Genomic DNA, 21466 nt, shown 5'->3' with positions numbered 1-21466 from the left:
TAACGGGCTTTGTCAGTAGTCTGACCGGGGGCCTCGCCCCCGGCCGTGATGCTTACTTCAGCGATTGCGGCAACGTCAAGACCCAGAGTTCGCTGAGCGACTCCGGTTTTTCCAGCGGCTGCAATTCGATACTGGTTGAGACGGTTTTGCCGTCCAGGCTCAGCTTGCCCTGTTGATCCAACTGATAATCGCCGATTTTCTTCCCCTCCGGTTGCGCGTCTACCAGCTTGGCCTGCAGACCAAAATCGTTGTCGTTAATCACCGCCAACGTGCGATCGTCAATCAACGACAAACCTTCCACTTTCTCCTGCTGCCAGCCCAATTTGCGCAGATCCACCACTTCACGCTTCTGGGCCAATTTCACGCCACGTTTGGCGAGATCTTTCGCATCGTCAAATTCCAACGCCTTGCCCTTGCCGTCAAATTTCGTCAGGTCGGTTGCCTGGCTGAGATCAACCAGGTAGATCTTGTTGATCATCTGCTTGTCTTTGTCGCTGCCCTGCTCAACCAACAGGATGTGCTGATTATCGACCGCCACAATGTCGCCGACCTTGGCGTCTTTAGCCTTTTTATAGCTGTCGATATCGATCGGATAGCCGTACATCACCGTTTTACCGCTGGCGGGATCAAAACTGACCAGGCGGGTGAACTGCGCCTTGTTCTTGCTTTTACCCTCAACGTCGAGCGTGCTCTGTACCGCCGCTAAAATCCGTCCGTCCGGCATCCGGGTAATGCCCTCAAAGCCGCGATTCGGCTGGCGCCACTTGATGATATTCGGCAACCCACCGGCCACCGCCTGCTCGCCCTGTTCCGGCGTTGGGCCGTATTTGGCAAGGATTTTGCCCTGGCTGTCGATATGGATCAGGAACGGACCGTATTCGTCACACAACCAGTAACCGCCCTTGCCGTCCGCAGTGATACCTTCGGTATCCAGCCCGCGCCGGTCGCTCTGCAAGGTTTTCAGCGTATCGCTCAGCGCCACTTCGTTGGTTGAACCAATCAGGCCCGCCGGCAGCGGCAACCCGCTGATCGGCCCTTGCTGGTCATGCAGCGGGCGTGAATTGCCTGCAACGGCCTTGCCGCCGCCGACGCGAATATCCATCAACAACGGAACAAACTCCGGATTGGCGAAAATTTTCGCTTCCTGTTCACCCACCGCAGGTGCATCGGCATTGGGGCCGCGATCGGTCAGGGTGGTCAACAGCAGATCCTGGCCTTCACGGCCATTGAATACCAGCCCCGAACCAATGCCTACAGGCAACCCCTGTGGGAAATTCCTGGCGAACGCGCCTTGATAGCTCACATGCTCGCCGCCGGGGAAGCTGACCACGTAGCGCGCCACCTCAACGTCGGTGGCGGCATAAGAAAACAGAGGGAACAACGAACTGATTAACAGCGAAACCGATTTTATTTTCATGGTTATGGCTCAGAGTTAAGGGGATGAAGTTGGCAGCTTGCTAAGGTATTAGTCCTGCATGACGATTTGATGACAAGACAGACCTAATGCCCTGAATTTTCGTGAAAATTAAATATAGCAAATAGGAATTAACAATTAACCCTGATAAACCCAATGGAAAAATCATATGAGAAATCGAAAATAGCCATGGCTATTTTCCGCCAGAAATACCTATACCGCTTAAGCTTAGGGTAAATTCTTATAACAGCGATAAAAAAATCAGCAAACGCACTGCAAAGCCACATATATAGCCGCATTCGCATAGACAAAGTTAATTAGCAGGGATTTAATATCTGTCGTTATTCAAGGTTCATTAAGAATAATCCTGATAGAAACCTGCATTAATTGAAAAAGGTGTTCTATAGTTTTTAGTGCTAACGCCCGTTAGTATTTTCCGTAGGATGGAGTCTATGTCAAAGCGACTTTTTGCCGAATTTTTTGGCACATTTTGGTTGGTGTTCGGTGGTTGTGGTAGCGCAGTATTAGCAGCGGCATTTCCACAGCTGGGTATTGGTTTTCTTGGTGTCGCGCTCGCTTTTGGTTTGACCGTGGTCACCATGGCTTATGCCGTTGGCCATATTTCTGGCGGGCACTTTAACCCGGCGATTACCGTAGGATTGTTTGCCGGCGGCCGTTTCGCCGCTAAAGACGTGATCCCCTATGTGATTGCTCAGGTTATTGGCGGGATTGCTGCAGCGGCGGTGTTGTATTTGATCGCCAGCGGCAAGGCAGGTTTTGACGCTACCGGCGGCGGCTTTGCCTCCAACGGTTACGGTGAACACTCACCGGGCGGCTATTCTCTGCAGTCCGCAATCGTAATCGAATTGGTCCTGACCGCATTCTTCCTGATCGTTATTCATGGTGTCACAGATAAACGTGCGCCTGCGGGCTTTGCTCCATTGGCCATTGGTTTGACGTTAACCCTGATTCACCTGATCAGTATTCCGGTTACCAATACTTCCGTTAACCCGGCGCGTAGTACCGGCGTAGCAATATTCCAGGGAACCTGGGCATTGCAACAACTATGGGTATTCTGGCTGGTGCCATTAGTGGGCGGTGTTATCGGCGGCCTGATTTATCGCTGCCTGCTGGAAGACAAAAAGTAATTTCTTACCTGGCAATATTCTGTCAGGGCAGCCGCTATATCCCGCGTGTTTCCGATTGCCATCGGGAAAATGAAGGGTATATCGGCTGCCCTGAATTATTTAACCTCTAACGACTTCAAACATCATAATGTCGCTGGTGAATGAACCGTCCGGCTCGATGGCAAAATGCTGCAGCACATCTTCAGAGAGCCCCTGTTGCAACGCGCGAATCGCAGTGACGAAATGCTCTGGCGTACGCATGCGCTCCACCCAACTGCTGAACTCCAGATAAAGCCGATCCGACGTCACCTCCCGAACCAACAATCCAGACTCTGTCAGCAGACTCAGCCATTCACCTGGTGCGTAATTGCGCACATGTGAAGTATCACGCAGTACCTCTACGGTTTGCAGATAGATATCCAACAGCGGATGCCCCGGTGCAACCACATCCATAAAGATGGCCCTGCCGCCCGGTTTCAATACCCGGCGAACCTCGCGCAGCGCCTGGCCGACGTCATGCCAGTGGTGCGCCGAGTAACGGCTGATCACCACATCAAAACTGGCATCGTCAAACGGCAGCGATTCTGCCACGCCCTGCTGCACCTGAATGTTGTTGAAACCTTTATCCTGCGCCGCCTGGCTTACCACATCCAACATCTGCGCCGATAAATCATAGGCCACCACCTGCGCCACTTTAGCCGCAGCAGTAAAGCTGGCATGCCCTGCGCCACAACCCAGATCCAGTAATTTGGCGTTGGCATGGGGTTCCAGCAGTCGTGCCAGCCGCTGTAAATCCTTTCCCTGTGCATGCACTGCACTGGTCAGGTAGGCGCTGGCCTGCTCACCAAACTGGCGGTCGACCGCATTTTTATGGCTATTGCTGATGCTCATAGGTGCTCCCTTTATTGTATGGCTTGCGCCTGTGCCGGATGGCTTTCAATGACTATAATTGGCTTATTATACGGGTACAATATAAGCAGTTATCCTAGTATCAGGAGGTACCAGTCTATGCAATCAGAAGCCTTATCCGGCCCTAAAGCCCTGGGGGCCTTCCTGCGTGCGCACCGGGAACGCATCACACCGGAAATGTTGGGTTTACCCAGCGCCCCACGCCGTCGCACCAGCGGCCTGCGCCGTGAAGAGCTGGCACAAATCAGCGGTATCAGCGCCACCTGGTATACCTGGATCGAGCAGGGGCGCGAAGTTTCCATATCCCCCCATACGCTGGCACGCATTGCCAAAGCGCTACGGTTGGGAGCAGCCGAACGTCACTACCTGTTTACCCTGGCTCGGGTAGCCGATCCCGAACAGGAGCAGCATCAGGAAACGGCGAATAGCGCCGTGTTGCAAAGCGTTCACCAGGTAACGGGGCCTTGCTACCTGCTGGATATCACCTGGAATGTCGTTGCCTGGAACCCGCAGGCGGAAAGCCTGTTCAGCGGTTGGCTGGGCCAGGCCGCTACCCCCAACCTGTTGCACTTTATGTTCTTCCATCCGTTGGCCAAAACCCTGGTCAGCGACTGGGATGACCGCGCGCGACGCGTGGTCGCCGAGTTTCGGGCCGAAACCAGTCACCATCAGAACACGGAAGAAATGCGTGCTTTCGTGCGTAACATGACGCACAACAGTGAGGCCTTTAATCACTGGTGGAAACAGCAGGACGTGCTGGCACGAGAAGGAGGCGAGCGTGCGTTTACCCACTTGCAACAGGGGGCATTGCGCTATCGGCAACTGACGTTTAACCCGGCGGAAAATAGCGGGTTGAAGCTGGTGATGCTGATCCCTCTGCCGTAACTGGTAACAAATTCATAAACAGGTTTACCTGCCATTTATTTATTGGTTCATATAAACGCGCTAGGGTGATAGCTACCGATGATATCCATCATCCAGTAACGTTATTCATCTCCTTGAGGTAATCCTATGCAATCCGAAGAACAACGTCTTATCGATGGTCTGTTTGGCCGCTTGAAAGAAGCCGAGACCAAGACGGGCCAGAGGGATCTCCAGGCAGAGCAGCAAATCAACCAGCACATCCGTGAACAGCCTTCCGCGCCCTATTACATGGCGCAGGCGATGATCATTCAGGAAGCGGCGCTCAAACAGTTGGATCAGCGGGTGAAAGATCTGGAGGGCCAACTTGCCCAACAGCAGCAAAATAACGCCAGCCAGCCAAGCAGCGGCGGTTTTCTGGCCGGGCTGTTCGGCGGCGGTAACCGCAGCACGCCAAGCCCGCGCGAGCAGTATCAGGCACAACAGCAAAATAATGCGGCGTGGAACAATCAGACACAGCCGGGCTATGCTCAGCAACAGCAGCAACCGGCTTACAGCCAGCCACAACAGGCAGCACCTTCACGCGCCGGTGGGTTCCTTGGTGGGGCATTGCAGACCGCTGCCGGCGTGGCAGGCGGGGTGGTATTGGCCGATATGCTGACCGGCATGTTCCGTCACTCGCAACCGCAAGAGATTGTAAACATTATCGATGAGACCCCGGCAACGCCGGTGGATGACAGCGCGATGAGCAATTTCGACGCCTCCAACAACCTCGACACCTTCAACGGTGGCGATAGTCGCTTCCTCAATCAGGACAACGGCTTCCAGAACGCGGATTATCAAAACGACGATAACACCGACTTCTCTGATGACGACTACAGCGACGACGATTCGTTTATCTGATGCCGCCCCCTCTCCGCCTGGGGAGGGGCTTAATGTTTCTTGTTCCCCGCATCCTGGTCTACAGTTAACCCTTGCCAATGACCGCAAGTGACGAGAAACCATGCCGCAAATTCCCTCTACTCCCCCTTTTGTTAGCGCCCGCATGCTGATGCGTCCGCCGGTAGCCGACGATGTTGCCCGCTTTTACGCTATTTTTGGCGATCCGGAAACGCAACGCTTTAACCCCGCCGGGCCTGTCGCCAATGAGCAGTTGGCACAGCAGGCGCTGTCGGAGCGGATCGAAAGCTGGCGGCAGCACGGCTATGGTTCCTGGGCGATTGCGCTGCATGAACGGCCGGAGTGGATTATTGGATTTGGCGGGATTTCCTGGCGGCCGCTGGGGGCCCAACGTACGGTGAATCTGGGCTATCGTTTTGACACACAGGTTTGGGGCCGAGGATTGGCTACGGAACTGGCACAAGCCGCGCTGGAATATGGTTTCGAACAGCTACGGCTGGCAGAAATTTCCGCGATTGTTCGTGAAAAAAATCTGGCCTCGTGCCGCGTGCTGGAAAAAGCAGGTTTACATCGTGTTGATACCCTCGATGACGTGCCCGGCGATACGCCCAGCCTGGTCTACAGCATCACGCGCAGGGACTATCAGGGCTACTGAACCGGAGGTTCGTCGTTGATTTTCGCCAGTTCCCGGCGGTAGGACTTCACCTTCTGGCGTTTCTTCAGCCAGGTGGTGGTGGATACGATAAAAATCAGCCCGGACATGGTCAGCACGCCGATCGGATGGCCGTAAAACACCATCAGGGCAAAGTAAATGGCAGAAACAATTGCTACCCATTTCGCCGTATTCCCCATCGTATTTTTTTCCTGACTTAAACGGCGGATGTGCTCTTCTTCACTGATTCCCATACTCTCTCCCGATTGGCTGAACGTTCCATTATATGGGGCCGGAACGCTGATATTTCAATCGATTAAAGGGTAAAGAAGCGTAAAGCTCAGCGGGTTTATTCACCACGACGATGCAGATAGCGCTCCGGCAGCTCAAGCCCAGGCAAGGTGGTGCCGTCGTTGCGACCAAACAGCCGATAGCGGTTACGCGCCACCGCATTGTATAACGCATCCGCCAGCCGTTGCGGCAGAAAGCGAGCCAACGCCAGCAGGCGAAATGGCCAGCCAAGCTGCCGCAGTGCCTGAAAGAACGCCGCCGAGCGCAGCCAATGCTGGCCCTGTGCCAGGTAAACAATGGAGTCAAAACGATCGGTAGGTAACGCCAGCCAGCGCAGAATGGCCTGCCCCTCCTCGGATTGCACCGTGGCCAGCAGGATCTTGCCTTGCCGATCGGCACGGATCAAAAATCGCACCAGCCCGTGGCACAGATTACATTCACCATCGAATAACAGCACCCGATCACCGGGTTGCAGATAAGGGGGGAGTCCTGGCCGATTCATCCTGCCTCCTGAGGGGTTGCCACCAGACTAACGCGCATTTCCCCTCAGTGCCAGCAGGCCCGTTTAAGGCGCAGGCGGGGCCGGAGGGTTATCCGGTAATGCCACCACAGAGATACGCACCTCATAATGTTTGGCACTGCCGGCCGGGATCACCGACGTTAGCTTATTGATGGTTTCAGTTGGATTATCACTGGCGGAAGTCGCGCAAAATAGCTCGCCCCCGTGGCAGAAACCCGGTTTGGGCATATGCCCGCCAGGGAATGGCGGCAAGCGGAAGCCTTGCTCAGGCGGTGGGACATTTTTATCGGCCGGAGCCGGAGCGGAAAGCGCACTGACGCTGAACAGCGTCACGCCAGCCAGAAAAGGCAGTGCCAGTAATTTGACGGTATTTTTCATGTTATTGACCTCATTTGCCGGGATTGGATTTAACCTACTCCGCCCCCGGCCCATGAGAAAGTCGCTTTTCACGACCTTTTCACCCCCGATGATCTTTGCTTACATACCACCGCTAACGTGATGAAAGCTTAAGGATTATGTAAAGATCATGGAGAAATTTTTGTTGAGAACACACGGCTGTACAATATGGAAGGCATTCAGCCTAACCATTTTTACGACTGCGTTTTTTTCTTCTGTCTGAAGTTTTCATCATCAATACAATAATGGTAGGAGTCGATAATCAGGCCTGTTAGCCGCAAGATATTCTCAGGTCGGTCAATAATAATATGCCCTCCAGCCGCAAGTTCTAAACCCGCTCGGATAATTTCGGCATGTCTCTCTTCATTGATTTCCAAAGGAAGTAATACGGTAGGTCTTTGCTTATTGTCGAAATAGCGTAGCACCCATCGGGTAGTCTTCCCCTGAACCAAAATACTGAAATAACTTTCCGTATCTTTTGCTGTTAAATCTGCACTTTCACCCAGGATCATTGCCACATTTTCAAATAAAGCCCGCTCAGCAAAAGTGGTAACTATCTTACTGTTTTCTGGGTCAATAATCGGCGCTAGCGGATCGATTTCGTTGCTTTTCTTAACGTCACCAAACTCTTCAGACGGCGCTTTATTTTCAGAAGTCACAGACAACCCTGAAACAACCATTGCACTAACCGCTTTCTCCACGGCCAGGCGCACCAAAGGGGTGATCGTCTCAAGAAAACGCTGGTTAAGTTGACGTTGGACGTTAGATCGATTCGCCACATATCTGACAAAATCCACGTCCACATCTCTTAGGCTGGCACTGATGGTCTTGGTAAATGAAGTCAGATAAATGCTTTCTTCAGCCAAGGTTCTCAACGCTTCCGGCTGAAATTGATCGTGCCTAAACCTATAAAGCTGTTCAATATCAGAGTCATTCAAATCATTAAAATCTATCTTAAGGAAGGGCGTATCATCCATAATATTTTTATCTTTTAGATCGGTAAAGAACCGCCATTCCTTGCCGTTGGTGATTGCTGATACGGTGACTTCTGGGGTGGCATTAAAGTAACGTGATAGCTGTGGGCTGTGGTTTGTTAAGTTTTGGCTGAAGGATTTCGCCTCAATAAACATGACAGGTACTGCATGACAGAAAAGAGAATAATCAACCCGCTCTCCCACTTTAACCCCTGGAAAATCAGCGCCATATTCTGCTTTTACTTTAGTGGGGTCATAAGGATGAAAACCAAGAATTTCCAATAATGGTAAAATTAATGCCTGCTTTGTTGTTTCTTCCGTGTTGCAATGCTGGCCTACCGCAGCGACATGATGTACATGCGCTTTAAGCTTGTCTCTGAATGCATTCATCAAACATCCCTCTTGCTGTGTTAGAAATTGGTCATTTCTTAAAGTCATACCTACAGAAAGGTTTACTAATTTCACCAACGTTACCGTATCAGCAACTGGCTGAGTTTATTTATTGAAAAAAATAATATTAACCTTAAACATTAAATATATAGCAGAACAAGCAAGCTTTGATCAAAGGCATCAATTCAATATTAATACATAGTTCAAAAATAATCGGTCAGCATTCATAACCAGAAGAAAACTTATAGGAATTAAATAATTGCAATCACAATTAAATTTCAGTATCTCGCTTTTATATGTTTTGTATTTCTCTGGTGGGATAGAACGAGGTAAACAGCAAGAAGATGGGTATAACAGATGGATTTATCTACTAAAATTGTTCAGTCAACCAATATAACACCGTCTGATTCAAATAAAATGGAGCACAGCCAGAAGCTGCGCTCCAGAGAAATTACTTGCCGCTGGTCAGCGTGCTGTAACTAGTCATCAGGTTACGGTAATCAGGGATATGATTGGCAAACAGCGCCCCCAGCCCTTCCACATCGTTACGCCAGTCACGGTGCAGCTCACAGGCAACGCCGAACCAGGTCATCAACTGCGCGCCTTCGGCTTCCATCCGGCTCCAGGCCGATTGACGAGTCAGTTCGTTAAAGGTACCGGAAGCGTCGGTGACCACAAACACCTCAAAACCTTCGCTGAGAGCTGACAGCGCCGGGAAGGCCACGCACACTTCGGTAACCACCCCGGCGATAATCAACTGTTTACGACCGGTGGCTTTCACTGCCTTGACGAAGTCATCGTTGTCCCAGGCATTGATCTGTCCAGGACGAGGGATAAAGGGTGCATCAGGGAATTGAGCTTTTAGCTCCGGTACCAGCGGGCCGTTGGGGCCATCTTCAAAACTGGTGGTCAGGATGGTCGGCAGGTTGAAATACTTCGCTAAATCACCCAATGCCAGTACGTTGTTTTTGAAACGATCGGGATCGATATCTCGTACCAGTGAAAGCAGTCCTGCCTGATGATCCACCAGCAATACGGCGGCCTGATCCTTGTCGAGGCGTTTGTAATTTGCAGTCATGGTTTACTCCTGTGGGGTTTTGATTGTTGCGGCTAAAGTTGCCCTTGGCTGATAAGGCCAGAGCGCAGAGATTGTCTTAAAGTGTAGAACCGGATCCGGAGCTGTTTTTCCGGATCGGTTCTAAAGTGTGGATAAGCGCTTAACCAGCCTGGTGCTCAGCTGCCATGCTGCCGAACTTACCACCGTTGAAGTCCTGGAAAGCCTGCTGGATTTCCGCGTCGCTGTTCATCACGAACGGGCCATAACCGACGATAGGCTCGTCGATCGGCTCGCCGCTCAGTACCAGCAAGCTGACATCGTTATTGGCTTCGATAGTGACTGAATCCCCCGCACGGTCAAACCTGACCATTTGGGTTTCGCGCACCACTTCCTCGCCGTTAACATGAATGGCACCATGCAGTATCACCAGCGCCAGCGTATGGCCTTCTTTCACCGTCAACGTGGTGGTGTGGCCGGCGTTCAGCTTCATGTCCCAGACATTAAGCGGGCTGAAGGTGCGTGCCGGGCCTGCTGCGTCCCCGAAGCTACCGGCAATCACCCGAACCTGCCCTGCGCCGTCCGCCAGTGGAACCACCGGGATATCCGCATTCAGCAGCGTCTGGTAACCCGGCTCAGCCATTTTGTCCTTGGCCGGCAGGTTTACCCACAACTGCACCATTTCCATGGTGCCGCCGTTGCGCGAGAAGTCCCGTGAATGGAACTCTTCATGCAAAATACCCGAAGCGGCAGTCATCCACTGCACGTCACCAGGGCCAATCACCCCGCCGCTGCCGGTGGAATCGCGATGCTCGACTTCCCCCTGATAGACGATGGTCACCGTTTCAAACCCGCGATGCGGGTGCTGGCCAACGCCACGGGTGCCGGAGGCAGAGCGGAACTTGGTTGGTGCAGCGTGATCCAACAGCAGGAACGGGCTCATTTCCGCCCCCAGATCGTTATAGGAGAACAGCGAATTCACCAGGAAGCCGTTGCCGACCCAGTGGGCTTCAGGGCTGTTGTAAATACCGAGGATCTTTTTCATCTTGAACTCCTGTTTCAGGTCTCACGACCTTAGGTTGATGCCAGAAGTTTAATCCAACGCCATTTGCTGCAGTAGTAGGCAAGATGTACACTCAGCGTTCTATAAATGGAACGATAAGGACAGACGATGTTCACTGATTTGAACGATCTGTTTTACTTCGCCGCCGTGGTCGATCACCAGGGATTCGCCCCTGCCAGCCGTGCACTGGGCATTCCCAAGTCCAAACTGAGCCGCCGTGTGGCACTGCTGGAAGAACGTCTGGGCGTGCGCCTGATCCAACGCTCAACGCGGCGTTTCTCCGTCACCGACGTCGGCCAGAACTACTATGCACACTGCAAGGCGATGCTGGTGGAGGCCGATGCGGCGCAGCAGGCGATCGAACAAACCCGCGCCGAACCCTGCGGCACGGTGCGCATGTCCTGCCCGGTGGCGATCCTGCATACCCGTGTCGGCAGCATGGTGGCGGCCTTTATGGCCGATTATCCGAAAGTCACGGTACACCTGGACGCCACCAACCGCCGGGTAGATGTGGTGGGGGAAGGGCTGGATCTGGCGATCCGCGTGCGGCCACCGCCGCTGGAAGACAGCGATCTGGTGCTGAAGATCCTGGCGCAGCGCACCTGGTGTATCGCCGCCAGCCCGGCACTGGTGCGCACCCTCGGCCCGGTGCAACGACCGGAGGATCTGCATAAGTATCCCACGCTCGATCTCGGGCCTGCGCGTGCACAGCATTTGTGGCAGTTGACCGGGCCGGACGGCGAAAAAGTGGAATGGGAACACAGGCCACGACTGGTTACCGACGATATGCTGATGTTGCGTACCGCGGCGATTGCCGGCGCCGGTATTGTGCAACTGCCGTCGATGATGATGCGCGACGACATGTTGCGCGGCGAGCTGGTGCAACTGTTACCCGGCTGGCAGCCACAGGGCGGCGTGGTGCATGCGGTTTACCCGTCACGCCGTGGGCTATTGCCCGCGGTACGGCTGCTGCTCGACTATCTGGCGCAGCAGTTCGCGACTATCGAAGAAGAGTGATCAACCGGTGATTTCGATGGCGTTACCGTCCGGATCGCGGATGATCGCTTCGTAAAAACCATCGCCGGTCCAGCGTGGCGGCGCTTGCAGGATCCCCTCCTGCTGCGCACGCTGCGCCAGTTGATCGACCAACCCCTCGTCGCCGACCGACAGCGCAATATGCGCCCAACCGACTCGTTCTTTGGCCTGCTCCGCCGGCAGCAACTCCGGCAAACTCATGATCTCCAGCGTTGGGCCGCTAGCCAGGCTGACAAAACGGGAAACAAACCCCGGGCGGTTCTTGCTGACGTACAATTCTCCGGCCACGCCGTTGAAGTAACGCTGCCAGAACGCCACCTGCGCATCAATATCACGGGTCCACAGGGCAACATGGGCTATTTTCATTTCACTCTCCAATAGGGGAATCGCTGTACAACACCTTGCCACCGCTGTGGGTCACCTGCTGTTCGAGCTGTGGGTGTCTGCCGGGAGGCGTCACCAGGTAATCAACGCGGCTGGCATCGAGGAAGCTGTAAGGGGCATAGGTATTAAGTTTGTCGCCGGTACAGAGCACCGCCACGTTACCGGAACGCGTCAGCAAGCGTTTCTTGAACTGGGCATCCTGATAATTCAGCGCCGAAAAACCGCTGCCCGGCTCATAGGCGCAGATGCCGGTAAAGGCGATGTCGAAATAAAAACCGTCAATTTCCTGCACCGCTTTAGCGTCCACGCAACCACCGATGTCGGCATCGAGCTCACCGCCGATTAAAATAGTGCGGATCCCCGGCCTTTCCAGCATTTTAGCGGCGATACTCAGCGAATTGGTCACCACTGTCAGCCCTTGGTCAGATGGCAACAGATCGGCCAGGTAAAGGTGGGTGCTGCCGGCATCGAGGAAAATCACCTGATCCTGCTTGATCAACGCCAGTGCGGCCAACGCCAGAGCCTGCTTCTCATCACCGCTCAAATGCAGTCGTGCCTCGATCGGCCCGGTTGCCGGTGTCGGTGCCAGTGCGCCGCCGTAAATGCGCTTACACAGGTTCTGAGCCGCCAACTGGCGCAGGTCGCGCCGAATGGTGGCCTCGGTGGTGTTCAGGCGCTCGGCCATTTCGACCGCCAGCACCTGCCCCTGTTGCTGTAGCAGGGTCAGGATCGCTTCATGGCGTTGGTTGGGGAGCAGTTTGGACATTCTGTCTCTCGGAGGCGAATAAGTGATCATGAATGTACACAAATGTGCATAAACGTACAAATAATTCGAAAACGAGGCTGGCGGTTTTGTGGTTGCCGTCGTGGTGGGCATTTACTGCTGCTGTTGCTGGAAGAAGGGATCGGGTAAACACGGGAATTTCATCAGACGATCTCCTCAGCCCGAATGATTTGACTATACTGAGGCAAGCAACGTTACCGCAGAACGTAACGGCTTGGGCGCTAAGGGAAAAAGATGCTGTCAAAAGTGGTGAAGTGGCTGTTTCAATTGCCGGGCAGGCTGTTTGGGGGAGTTTTCAGGAGTCGCCTGACGATTTTTATCTTCTTTATGCTGATCGCCGTTGGGGTGTTCAGCGCCAAGCGCTATCTGCGTGCTCATCAAAATGACGATGAGTTTGTCTCGGTCATCCCCACTGATTACAACCGGGCTATTCAGCGTGAAATGCCGCTGCGCGAGGCACGCGAACAGTGCGGTGGCCCCCTGCATGACAATGCAGGACAACCCTGGCCAACCTCAGCCGGTTTCCTGCACCAGGCGGAACACCAGGCCAACGGGCGCCTGCAGCAACTGACGCTGGACAATCAAAACAACGATTTTCCGGTGTTGGTCAAACTGGAAACGCCCGGCCAGCCGCAACAGCTGGCCGAAGTGTTTATTCCCGCGGCCGGCAGTTTCCATCTCAAAACCAATCCGGCCGGCGAATATGTCCTGAAGGTCAGAAATATCAAAAGCGGCTGTAACTTCCGCTCCCGGCCTTTCACCCTCAACAGCCAGCAGAATTGGCGGCTGCCGCTAACCCCGCAAACGGACGGCAGCGTGCGGCTACAGCCGATCAGCGATCGTGAGTTTTAACCCGAGCGCTTATTTCTTCACCGGGTGATCGCGGCGAAACAGTTCCCAGCTTTCAATTTCCTGGCCATCAGGCAGGGTACAGGTGGAATACTGGCCGTTGGCATTTTGTTTGGCATTCAATTTGCCGCCAATCTCGGTGCAATAAACGTCTGCCGGATTGGCCATGCCGATCGGTTTCATTTTAGGTGGGGGTGGCGCATCGTTGGAGTTCATGGTGCAGCCCTGTAGCATCGCCATCCCTGCGAACAGCGAGATCATCAGAATTTTTTTCATGTTTTCATGCTTATACAAATTAAAACGGCGGTAACTGTTGTTAGCCGCCGTTTACGCTATCAGGAAATAAAGGATGCGCCCTGCTTCAGTACCAGATCGCAGGCCTTTTGCTTCACTTTTTCGGTAATTTGCGAGGTGCCCAGGCTGTTCAGATCCAGGCTCTTGCCTTCGCCGGTTTGCAGCAGACCGCCCAACCCTTGCTGGTAGTCCTGGCTCTTGGCGTTCTCAGGGCTGCTGATACCCAGCTTGCTCAACAACTTGTCCTGTACCGCTTCAGTGCTGTTGCCTGACAGTACGTTGTTTTTCACACAGTACTGCAGGATGCCGGCGGCATTGGTCATGCTGTTGGAACTCAGCGCTTTATCACCGCCGTTCAACAGGCCGGTTAGTGAAGACAGTGACGTGCCGCCAGTGCTGCCGCCTGACTTGCTCAGTTCACCGGCGGCGCTGCTGAGAGAATCCATCAGTCCGGCAGCCTGAGCCGCGCCACAGGTCATAGCGGTGGTCAATGTCAGTGCCAACAGTAAACGTTGCTTGGTGTTCATTAGGGTAAAACTCCTGTTATCTCGCCATTCCTGCCTGCTTCCATTGCCCTGTACGGCGGGGGAAATCAGGCGGGCCTATCCGGTGCAATAAGCGCAATGCGCTGGGTCACATCTTCGGACGCCACCACCGGCAACAAGTTCCTTTTAACGGACAATGCCGCGAATTTTTCAGAATTGAGGTAATTTTTTGGCTGAATAATCAGCAACAGGGGGCAGATCGAACGACCCGCCGGTGATTAGAACTGCCAGCGGAACCAGCCAAAGAACACGTTCCCGTTATTGTAGGTACCGGGAATATAGGTGGCCTGGAACGTCAGTTGTTTGTAGCCGATAGAGGCCAACGGCAAGGGTGCCGGGATAGGGATGTAATTCCAGTTATCACGCGCGGTGATGCTGGCGGTAAAGCCCAGGCCAAGACGGAAATCCTTGTCCTCCAGCGGCCGCCAGATCTTCTCATAAGCGTAACCGCCGATCGGTTCCCACTTATTGAACGAATCCTTGAATACCATCATATAGAGGCCATGCCAGTCGCCGTCGCTGTCGTAACGCGAGATACCATAGCCACCGCCCCACGGCCGCTCGTTGTACGAGTCGATTTTTTCCTGGCTGTAAGTCAGGCGGTTGTGCCAGGTAATTGCCGGCACATAGAGGTCTTTATTCGGAGAGTTGTTCCAGGTTTCGGCCACGTTACTGGTGAAACGCTGCCACAACCCCGGTTTTTCAGCCTGCGCGGAATTGCTATTTTCGGCACCAACCTCAGCGTAAGAAGGTAGTGCAGGAAATAGCAGCGCCACTGTGCAAGCCAAAATTGTCCGTTTAAAAAACATCATAAATTCCTGTAAAAAATAAGGCCGGGGATTCTTACCCATCACCCCATCAAGATCAAGCTGTATCTTATTTATCCAGCCTGTTTCTCCACCCTGTTGTCACTTGGTTAAGTTTAGCCGTCATCAGGGGCGAGAGCCGATTTTGGGCGCTCAGGCTATCCTTCCCTCAGGGCAGCGTCTGTCAGAATACTCCGCAATCGCCCCGCCACGCCGGCAGGTTCTGGCGGTTATAAAACCTGTGGGAAAACTTCTTTTCTACTCTGGGTGTAGCGAAATGTTTACTGCCGACCGGCAAGCAAATGTAACGGCGGTCACGTTTTTAATCGGGACTGAAAACCCGTTATATCGGCGATCCTATCCAGCTCAGGCCCCCGTCGGGCAGCGCCGCTGTAAATATGCAGTTACATCGCTGCAATAGAGGCCAATGTCGTCGATAACGGGTGGATGGCAGGCAGCAATTTAACCCGCAGGCAAAAGTACCGAACGTTCAACCAGCGGCCCATGATTTGGCTACACGCGCCAAATTTTACATATCTATTACATTCAATGAAAAATACCAACATCAATAACCTTACATTTGATGGTGATTAGTCACAACGTAAACCCCCGAATACAAGCCACCGGCTCCCGATACCGCCACCGCAACTTGAACAAGCCGATAGTTTAAATAATTGTTAAAGCTAACCAGCGAAGCCCTGCTCATACGGGTTCAGCGTTATTTCATGGTTCGCGACACAACATCACCGGCAATTAACTTTGCCGTTCTCTGCCTGATAAAAGAAAGATAAGAAATCCGGAGAAATACATGAAAATCACTATTGGAGCCTTTATCCTGCAACAGCTCCGCACCCTGAACATCGATCGTATTTATGGCGTACCCGGCGACTATAATCTGGCGCTGCTGGAACTGATTGAACAGGATGACAAGCTGGAGTTCATTGGCAACTGTAATGAACTCAATGCCTCCTACGCAGCCGATGGCTATGCACGGCTAAAAGGCGCCGGAGCGCTAATCACTACCTATGGCGTCGGCGACCTGGCCGCACTGTCCGGCATTGCCGGTGCCTACGCCGAATCGGCCCCGGTGGTCTGCCTGTCCGGTACCCCGCCGCTGCATGCCATGAAAAATCACCTGCTGCTGCACCACACGCTGGCGGACGGTAACTTTGATAACGTGATGAACTGTTTTAAACAATTCACCGTCGCCCAGGCATTAATTACGCCGGAAAATGCGGCAGTGGAAATTCCCCGCGTTATTTCCCGCGCCTGGACGGAAAAGAAACCGGTTTATTTGCAATTACCTTCTGATATTTGTGATGTAGAAATTGAAATCACTCAGGCGGTGGCACCACCGCAATTACCCGCCAGCGACAAATATAATGTTCAACTGGCGGCAATGGCGTTGCTTGCGCGGCTAAAACTGGCAAAAAAACCGATTATTCTGGTCGACCAAATGGTGGACCGCTTTCAGCTACAACAATTGGTGATCGACGTGGCGCATAAATTCGCCATCCCGCTCACCAACATGCCGACGGCCAAATGCATTATTCCTGAAACCACGCCGGGCTGGATCGGCGGTTACAGCGGTAATCTGTCACGCCCCGAACTCTATGAACACATGGCGCACTCAGACTGCGTGCTGAGCTTCGGCGTACGGTTGGTGGACTCCACCACCGGCTATTTCTCGCATCGCATCCCGTCCGACGCGCAAATCGATATTCAGCCGTTTTCAGTGAAGCTGGGAGAGACTTCTTATCCGGCAGTGGCGACGGCAGACCTGCTACAGGCGCTGCTGGCATTGGGTGAAGGCGTGGCAGATCATCAGCCGGCCGTGCTACCCGAAGCGCGCCATCGGCTGGCGACGCCGAGCGAAACCCCAATCGATCAGGCTTATTTATGGCAGCGCCTGCAACGCTTTATTCGGGCCGATGACGTGCTGGTGGTAGAGAACGGCACCTCGGGCGCGGCGATTGGCGGCATGCGGATGCCGGACGGCGTCCAGGTGGTTAATCAGCCGATTTGGGGCTCGATCGGTTATACCTTACCGGCACTGCTGGGTACCATGATGGCCGCACCGGAACGGCGGCACCTGCTGTTTATTGGCGATGGCTCGTTCCAGCTTACCGCGCAGGAAGTTTCCACCCTGCTGCGTTACGATCAGAAGCCTATTATCTTCCTGATTAATAACGACGGTTACACCATCGAGCGTTACATTCTCGGCGAAAATTCGTCGTACAACGATATTGGGCCGTGGGACTACGCCAAGCTGCCTGCCGTGCTCAACACCCAGGCGACACCGTTTTGCGTGGCGGTAGAAACCACCCAACAGCTGGAGTTGGCGCTCGAGCACGCCTCACGACAGGATCAATTGACCTTTATCGAAATAAAGGTGCCGATGATGGACACACCGCCGGTGATGAAGGAGTTCTGCAACCGCTGCAATAACTTTAATTTCGGCCTGACCAACCCGCGCCGCGCTTAGCTCCATCCGCCGTTGCTCAGGTAACGGCGGATTTTCCCAGAGCTTGCACCACCTGCTGCTGCAAGGTTTGCAGTATTGGGTGGTGCCGCCTGGCCCCCAGACGTAACGCATGCGCCACGGGTGGCAAAGGCAGACTGCGTTCAAAGTTGGCCTCGATCTGTACTCGCCGATCGACAGACTGCTGATTAAGCAGACCAATGCCCATTCCTGCAGAGATGGCCGCCAGCATCCCCGCCACCGACGGGCACTCCACCGACACCTGACAGGCAATACCCGCGGCGCTCAGGCGCTCTTGCGCCAGGCGGCGGTAAAAACAGTCCGGTCCGTAACTGACCAGTTTCACCCTGTCTCCGGGCTGATAGCGCCAACCCGGTGGTACACACCAGTGAATACGCTCCGTTGCCAGCACCACATCTTCTGCGCTCAGCGCATCGCAAAACTGTTGGTGTAGCACCAGATCCAGCGTTCCTTGCTCCAGTGCATTACGCAACACCTGGCTTTGCTCAATGACCAGTTGCACATCCACCTGTGGGTGTTGGTGGGTGAATGCCGCCAGCAAGGCAGCCAACTGAGGTAAAGACATCTGTTCCGTGGCACCAAAACGCACCTTACCCTGCAATAATGAAGGAGAAAAATGCGCCAGTGCCCGATCGTGAGCCTGCAGAATCTGCCGTCCATGCGACAACAGTGCCTCGCCATCCGCTGTGGCAGTCAACGTCATGCCCTGACGATTGACCAGCGTGCGCCCCAACTGTTCCTCCAGCCGTTTGATTTTCCAACTTACCGCCGACTGGCTGAGATTTAGCTGTTGTGCCGCACGCGTCATGCTACCGGTATCGATAACGCTCTGAAGCGCCCGTAAAGCATCAATGGATAAGCGCTGATTCATAGACACCTCATGACAAAAATCGGATTTACTCACCATAACTTGTCATTGGCGTCATAGGAAGACGATGAGTATGGTTTGCGTACAACACGGCAACCGGATAATCAACATGAACGGCTTAACATCTGTGCTTAATCAGCAGGTTATTGTCAATGGCCATCGTATTGCCACCGGCATACATGGCACCGGCATCCCCCTGGTATTGGTACACGGCACCCCTGCCCACTCAATCATCTGGCGGGATTTGCTGCCCAGCCTGACGGCGGCGGGCTTTAGAGTCCATATCTACGATTTATTGGGTTACGGCGCATCAGAACGCCCATTGTCGGCTGACACTTCAATTGCTGCACAGGCAGATTTACTGATCGACCTGCTGGACCATTGGCAACTGGAGTCCACCCACGTGTTTGGTCACGATATTGGGGGCGCATTGTCGCTACGCGCAGCGTTTGGGCACTCCCGGCGCTTTCGCTCGCTGACCATCGCGGATATTTGCAGTTATGATTCCTGGCCTTCGCCAAGCTGGCGCGGCATCCGCGATAATTATCATCAGTACGCCGTTATGGACGCCTCACAGCATGAGCAAACCCTGGCTCGCCAACTGAAAATGGCGGTGTTCAACAAATCGCGGATGTCCGGAGAGCTATTACAGCACTATCTGGCACCGATCGTCGGCGTGGTCGGTCAACCGGCATTTTATCAACATCAAATCGCCCATTACGACGCGCGCTATACTGAAGACTTCGCCCAGCGCCTGCCTGAGCTACGCCTGCCGGTGCAAATCCTGTGGGGTGAGAACGATGAGTGGCAACCGGTCAGTTACGCCTATCGTTTGCAGGGCGACATTCCCGGTGCCAGGCTGCAGGTGATCCCTCAGGCGGGCCATTTTTTAATGGAAGACGCGCCGGAAACGGTAGCCCAACGGCTGGTGACGTTTATTCATTCACTTAAATCGGGCGAATAGGCTCAGGAGAACATGATGCAACTGATTGGCATGCTGGATTCACCCTATGTACGCCGGGTGGCAATTTGTCTGAAATTATTGGAGATCGAGTTTGAGCACCGCGCAATTTCGGTATTCAGCGGTTTTGAGCAATTCAAAGCCATTAATCCGGTGGTAAAAGCCCCGACGCTGGTACTGGCCGACGATCAAATCCTGATGGACTCCTCACTGATCCTGGAATACGCCGCCGGCATAGCCCCCAGCGGTAAGGCTCTGCTGCCGACTGAGGGTACTGCGCGACTCTATGCCCTGCAACTCAATGGTCTGGCGCTGGCCGCCTGCGAAAAAACGGTGCAAATCGTTTATGAACAACAGTTACGGCCGCAGGAGAAACAGCATCAGCCCTGGTTGGATCGCGTTCAGGGCCAGTTGCTGGCAGCCTATGCCGAACTGGAAAAACAGTTGGCGCGAGCCGGCACCGCACTCGCGGTGATCGGCAGCGCTGAGGTCAGCGTGGCGGTGGCCTGGAGCTTCACTCAACTCATGTTGCCCGAATTGATTAGCGCCGATAACCATCCGACGCTGGCGGCATTTGCCGCCCAGGCCGAGCGGCATCCTGCATTTATCAGCACCCCACAGGTTTAACCCGCCGAGGCGCGGGTCATGCAACGTTGGCGCCGCTCATCCACCCGTTTGGCAAACCAGGCGGTGGTCAACTTGCGGGTTATTTTCGGGCTTTCCAGTTGAATGCCCGGCAGCATTTCCCGCGGCAGTTTCTTGCCGGTGGATTTCTCCGCCAGGGCATAGACTCGCTCATACAGGTCGGTGTCGGCAAACTCAGGCAAATCGCCCTTCTCCAGCGCCCGACGAATCGACGAGTCGCTCATGTCCAACCGCTTGCCGAGGGTGCGTACCGCCAGCTCGGTGGTGCCCGGCTTATCGGTACCGTAGTTAATCAAGTCGCCGTCCAGCGCCAACGGAATACCCGACGTGCGGCTGACTGCGCTCTGGAAGGCCGCGTTGCGGCTGGCGTACCAACCGGCATTGAAGTCGGCAAAGCGGTAAATCGGTTGGCTGTAGTTGGCCGGATAGCCCAACAGGTGAGCGATACCGAAATACATGCCGCCACGGCGGCTAAAGACTTCGCGGCGGATGGTGCCGTCAATTGGGTACGGATAGCCTTTGGCATGAGCTTCGGCGAAGGCAATACTCACCTGCATCGGCCCGGCGGTATGCACCGGATTGAGGCTGCCAAACAGTTTTTGCCCCATCGGCACCGAATTAATCATGTCATCAAAGATATCGCTCAGATCTTTCTCGGTGCGCACCTTATCGAGCCGCTCGCTGTAGCTCTTGCCGTTTGGTGATTTAATCATCAGGGCGGTATGCACCAGGAAGTTGGGAATATGCAGCTGGTCGGCGCGGCGGTCGATCTCTTTCCAGGCGATTTTTGGCAGCCCTGGCACTGACGGGTTGGCCTGGAAGGTCGACTCCTGCTCGGTGACGGCCAGCACCGAACACAGGTTCTGGTCGCTGGGTTCAATGCCCTGCGCAGCAAAAGCGGCGGTGATATCGGTGGCCCACCCCTGACGGTCTGCGGTGTTGGCCGGCATTAACCGCACCAGTTGGGCTTTGACGTCTGCCGGACGTTGCACCGGCGTAGTGGTCGTGGTTTTGGTGCTACAACCGGCCAGCACCAACAGTGCCCCCAGGCTCAATGGCTTGATAAAATGGCGAATTAGCATCTTTTCCCTGATCTTTTAGCATAAACTGCACTGACGTTAGCCCAGGCTGGGACCGTGATCCAGTTTAAATATGCCAATCCTCTCGTACGGCCACCAGGAAAATGCACTTTGATGATCTCAGGCATGTTCAAAGCGCCCTTAAACATGTATTTTATATGC

At 54.1% G+C, this 21466-nt stretch carries 24 protein-coding genes; 9 read left to right on the top strand and 15 right to left on the bottom strand.

The features are described 5' to 3' along the window. Positions 1–52 precede the first annotated feature (52 nt). Complete coding sequence (locus ACNT1W_RS07035; protein ID WP_419246566.1) at positions 53–1417, bottom strand: esterase-like activity of phytase family protein; 1365 nt, start codon at positions 1415–1417, stop codon at positions 53–55. Between the two features lie 449 nt (positions 1418–1866). Here ACNT1W_RS07035 and aqpZ point away from each other — a divergent pair, with 449 nt between their 5' ends. Further along, a complete protein-coding gene (gene aqpZ, locus ACNT1W_RS07030; protein ID WP_012005450.1) occupies positions 1867–2562 on the top strand; it encodes an aquaporin Z in 696 nt (231 codons plus the stop codon). 99 nt (positions 2563–2661) lie between these two features. Here the strand turns inward: aqpZ and ACNT1W_RS07025 are convergent, their stop codons facing one another. Next, positions 2662–3432, bottom strand: a complete 771-nt coding sequence (locus ACNT1W_RS07025; RefSeq protein ID WP_017891772.1) for a class I SAM-dependent methyltransferase — start codon at positions 3430–3432, stop codon at positions 2662–2664. A gap of 117 nt (positions 3433–3549) precedes the next feature. Between ACNT1W_RS07025 and ACNT1W_RS07020 the strand changes: the two genes are divergently transcribed. From ACNT1W_RS07020 to ACNT1W_RS07010, 3 genes are all read left to right on the top strand, one after another. After that, positions 3550–4335 (top strand): helix-turn-helix transcriptional regulator, encoded by a 786-nt coding sequence (locus tag ACNT1W_RS07020; protein WP_041418477.1) that lies wholly within the window; start codon positions 3550–3552, stop codon positions 4333–4335. Between the two features lie 126 nt (positions 4336–4461). Next, the gene (locus tag ACNT1W_RS07015; RefSeq protein ID WP_012005447.1) at positions 4462–5214 is read left to right on the top strand and encodes a DUF2076 domain-containing protein; all 753 of its coding nucleotides are present in this window, start codon (positions 4462–4464) and stop codon (positions 5212–5214) included. A 100-nt stretch (positions 5215–5314) separates the two neighbouring features. Continuing rightward, positions 5315–5866, top strand: a complete 552-nt coding sequence (locus tag ACNT1W_RS07010) for a GNAT family N-acetyltransferase (protein WP_419246565.1) — start codon at positions 5315–5317, stop codon at positions 5864–5866. Here the strand turns inward: ACNT1W_RS07010 and ACNT1W_RS07005 are convergent. From ACNT1W_RS07005 to ACNT1W_RS06980, 6 genes are all read right to left on the bottom strand, one after another. Continuing rightward, complete coding sequence (locus tag ACNT1W_RS07005) at positions 5860–6117, bottom strand: hypothetical protein (RefSeq protein ID WP_012005445.1); 258 nt, start codon at positions 6115–6117, stop codon at positions 5860–5862. The genes ACNT1W_RS07010 and ACNT1W_RS07005 overlap by 7 nt on opposite strands. A 95-nt stretch (positions 6118–6212) precedes the next feature. After that, a complete protein-coding gene (locus ACNT1W_RS07000) occupies positions 6213–6656 on the bottom strand; it encodes a thiol-disulfide oxidoreductase DCC family protein (RefSeq protein WP_261131066.1) in 444 nt (147 codons plus the stop codon). A 63-nt stretch (positions 6657–6719) separates the two neighbouring features. Then, positions 6720–7052: a hypothetical protein gene (locus ACNT1W_RS06995; protein ID WP_112363361.1), complete on the bottom strand. Its 333-nt coding sequence runs from the start codon at positions 7050–7052 to the stop codon at positions 6720–6722. A 212-nt stretch (positions 7053–7264) separates the two neighbouring features. After that, positions 7265–8434 carry a type I restriction endonuclease gene (locus tag ACNT1W_RS06990; protein WP_017891766.1) on the bottom strand — a complete coding sequence of 390 codons (1170 nt, stop codon included), beginning with the start codon at positions 8432–8434 and terminating at the stop codon, positions 7265–7267. Between the two features lie 451 nt (positions 8435–8885). Continuing rightward, positions 8886–9512 (bottom strand): isochorismate family cysteine hydrolase YcaC, encoded by a 627-nt coding sequence (gene ycaC / locus ACNT1W_RS06985; RefSeq protein WP_012005442.1) that lies wholly within the window; start codon positions 9510–9512, stop codon positions 8886–8888. Positions 9513–9651: 139 nt separating this feature from the next. Then, on the bottom strand, positions 9652–10533 hold the full coding sequence (locus ACNT1W_RS06980) for a pirin family protein (RefSeq protein ID WP_012005441.1): 882 nt from the start codon (positions 10531–10533) through the stop codon (positions 9652–9654). Positions 10534–10659: 126 nt separating this feature from the next. Between ACNT1W_RS06980 and ACNT1W_RS06975 the strand changes: the two genes are divergently transcribed. Continuing rightward, entirely contained in the window at positions 10660–11568 is a 909-nt protein-coding gene (locus ACNT1W_RS06975) for a LysR family transcriptional regulator (protein WP_012005440.1), read from the top strand. Here the strand turns inward: ACNT1W_RS06975 and ACNT1W_RS06970 are convergent, their stop codons facing one another. Further along, a complete protein-coding gene (locus ACNT1W_RS06970; RefSeq protein ID WP_419246564.1) occupies positions 11569–11952 on the bottom strand; it encodes a VOC family protein in 384 nt (127 codons plus the stop codon). Position 11953: 1 nt separating this feature from the next. Beyond that, entirely contained in the window at positions 11954–12736 is a 783-nt protein-coding gene (locus ACNT1W_RS06965; RefSeq protein WP_041418476.1) for a DeoR/GlpR family DNA-binding transcription regulator, read from the bottom strand. A gap of 252 nt (positions 12737–12988) precedes the next feature. Here ACNT1W_RS06965 and ACNT1W_RS06960 point away from each other — a divergent pair, with 252 nt between their 5' ends. Beyond that, the gene (locus ACNT1W_RS06960; RefSeq protein ID WP_419246563.1) at positions 12989–13606 is read left to right on the top strand and encodes a hypothetical protein; all 618 of its coding nucleotides are present in this window, start codon (positions 12989–12991) and stop codon (positions 13604–13606) included. A 9-nt stretch (positions 13607–13615) separates the two neighbouring features. Here the strand turns inward: ACNT1W_RS06960 and ACNT1W_RS06955 are convergent, their stop codons facing one another. The 3 genes from ACNT1W_RS06955 to pagP form a co-directional block, all read right to left on the bottom strand. Beyond that, a complete protein-coding gene (locus ACNT1W_RS06955) occupies positions 13616–13879 on the bottom strand; it encodes a DUF333 domain-containing protein (RefSeq protein ID WP_012005436.1) in 264 nt (87 codons plus the stop codon). A 59-nt stretch (positions 13880–13938) separates the two neighbouring features. Beyond that, complete coding sequence (locus ACNT1W_RS06950; RefSeq protein ID WP_012005435.1) at positions 13939–14424, bottom strand: DUF2501 domain-containing protein; 486 nt, start codon at positions 14422–14424, stop codon at positions 13939–13941. Positions 14425–14660: 236 nt separating this feature from the next. After that, positions 14661–15254 carry a lipid IV(A) palmitoyltransferase PagP gene (pagP, locus tag ACNT1W_RS06945; protein ID WP_329910357.1) on the bottom strand — a complete coding sequence of 198 codons (594 nt, stop codon included), beginning with the start codon at positions 15252–15254 and terminating at the stop codon, positions 14661–14663. Positions 15255–16056: 802 nt separating this feature from the next. On the opposite strand from pagP, the gene ACNT1W_RS06940 reads away from it, so the two are divergent. After that, on the top strand, positions 16057–17733 hold the full coding sequence (locus ACNT1W_RS06940; protein ID WP_012005433.1) for an alpha-keto acid decarboxylase family protein: 1677 nt from the start codon (positions 16057–16059) through the stop codon (positions 17731–17733). Between the two features lie 16 nt (positions 17734–17749). Here the strand turns inward: ACNT1W_RS06940 and ACNT1W_RS06935 are convergent, their stop codons facing one another. Beyond that, the gene (locus tag ACNT1W_RS06935) at positions 17750–18658 is read right to left on the bottom strand and encodes a LysR family transcriptional regulator (protein WP_419246562.1); all 909 of its coding nucleotides are present in this window, start codon (positions 18656–18658) and stop codon (positions 17750–17752) included. A 70-nt stretch (positions 18659–18728) separates the two neighbouring features. Here ACNT1W_RS06935 and ACNT1W_RS06930 point away from each other — a divergent pair, with 70 nt between their 5' ends. Beyond that, on the top strand, positions 18729–19583 hold the full coding sequence (locus ACNT1W_RS06930) for an alpha/beta fold hydrolase (protein ID WP_419246561.1): 855 nt from the start codon (positions 18729–18731) through the stop codon (positions 19581–19583). A gap of 15 nt (positions 19584–19598) precedes the next feature. Beyond that, the gene (locus ACNT1W_RS06925; protein WP_310473624.1) at positions 19599–20207 is read left to right on the top strand and encodes a glutathione S-transferase; all 609 of its coding nucleotides are present in this window, start codon (positions 19599–19601) and stop codon (positions 20205–20207) included. Here the strand turns inward: ACNT1W_RS06925 and ACNT1W_RS06920 are convergent. Continuing rightward, entirely contained in the window at positions 20204–21307 is a 1104-nt protein-coding gene (locus ACNT1W_RS06920) for a DUF1615 domain-containing protein (protein ID WP_012005429.1), read from the bottom strand. The two genes, ACNT1W_RS06925 and ACNT1W_RS06920, sit on opposite strands and share 4 nt — an antisense overlap. Between the last annotated feature and the right edge of the window lie 159 nt (positions 21308–21466).

Source organism: Serratia sp. NFX21, from assembly GCF_048517035.1.
GTDB lineage: Bacteria > Pseudomonadota > Gammaproteobacteria > Enterobacterales > Enterobacteriaceae > Serratia > Serratia quinivorans.
This window is presented reverse-complemented; position numbering and strand designations above follow the sequence as displayed.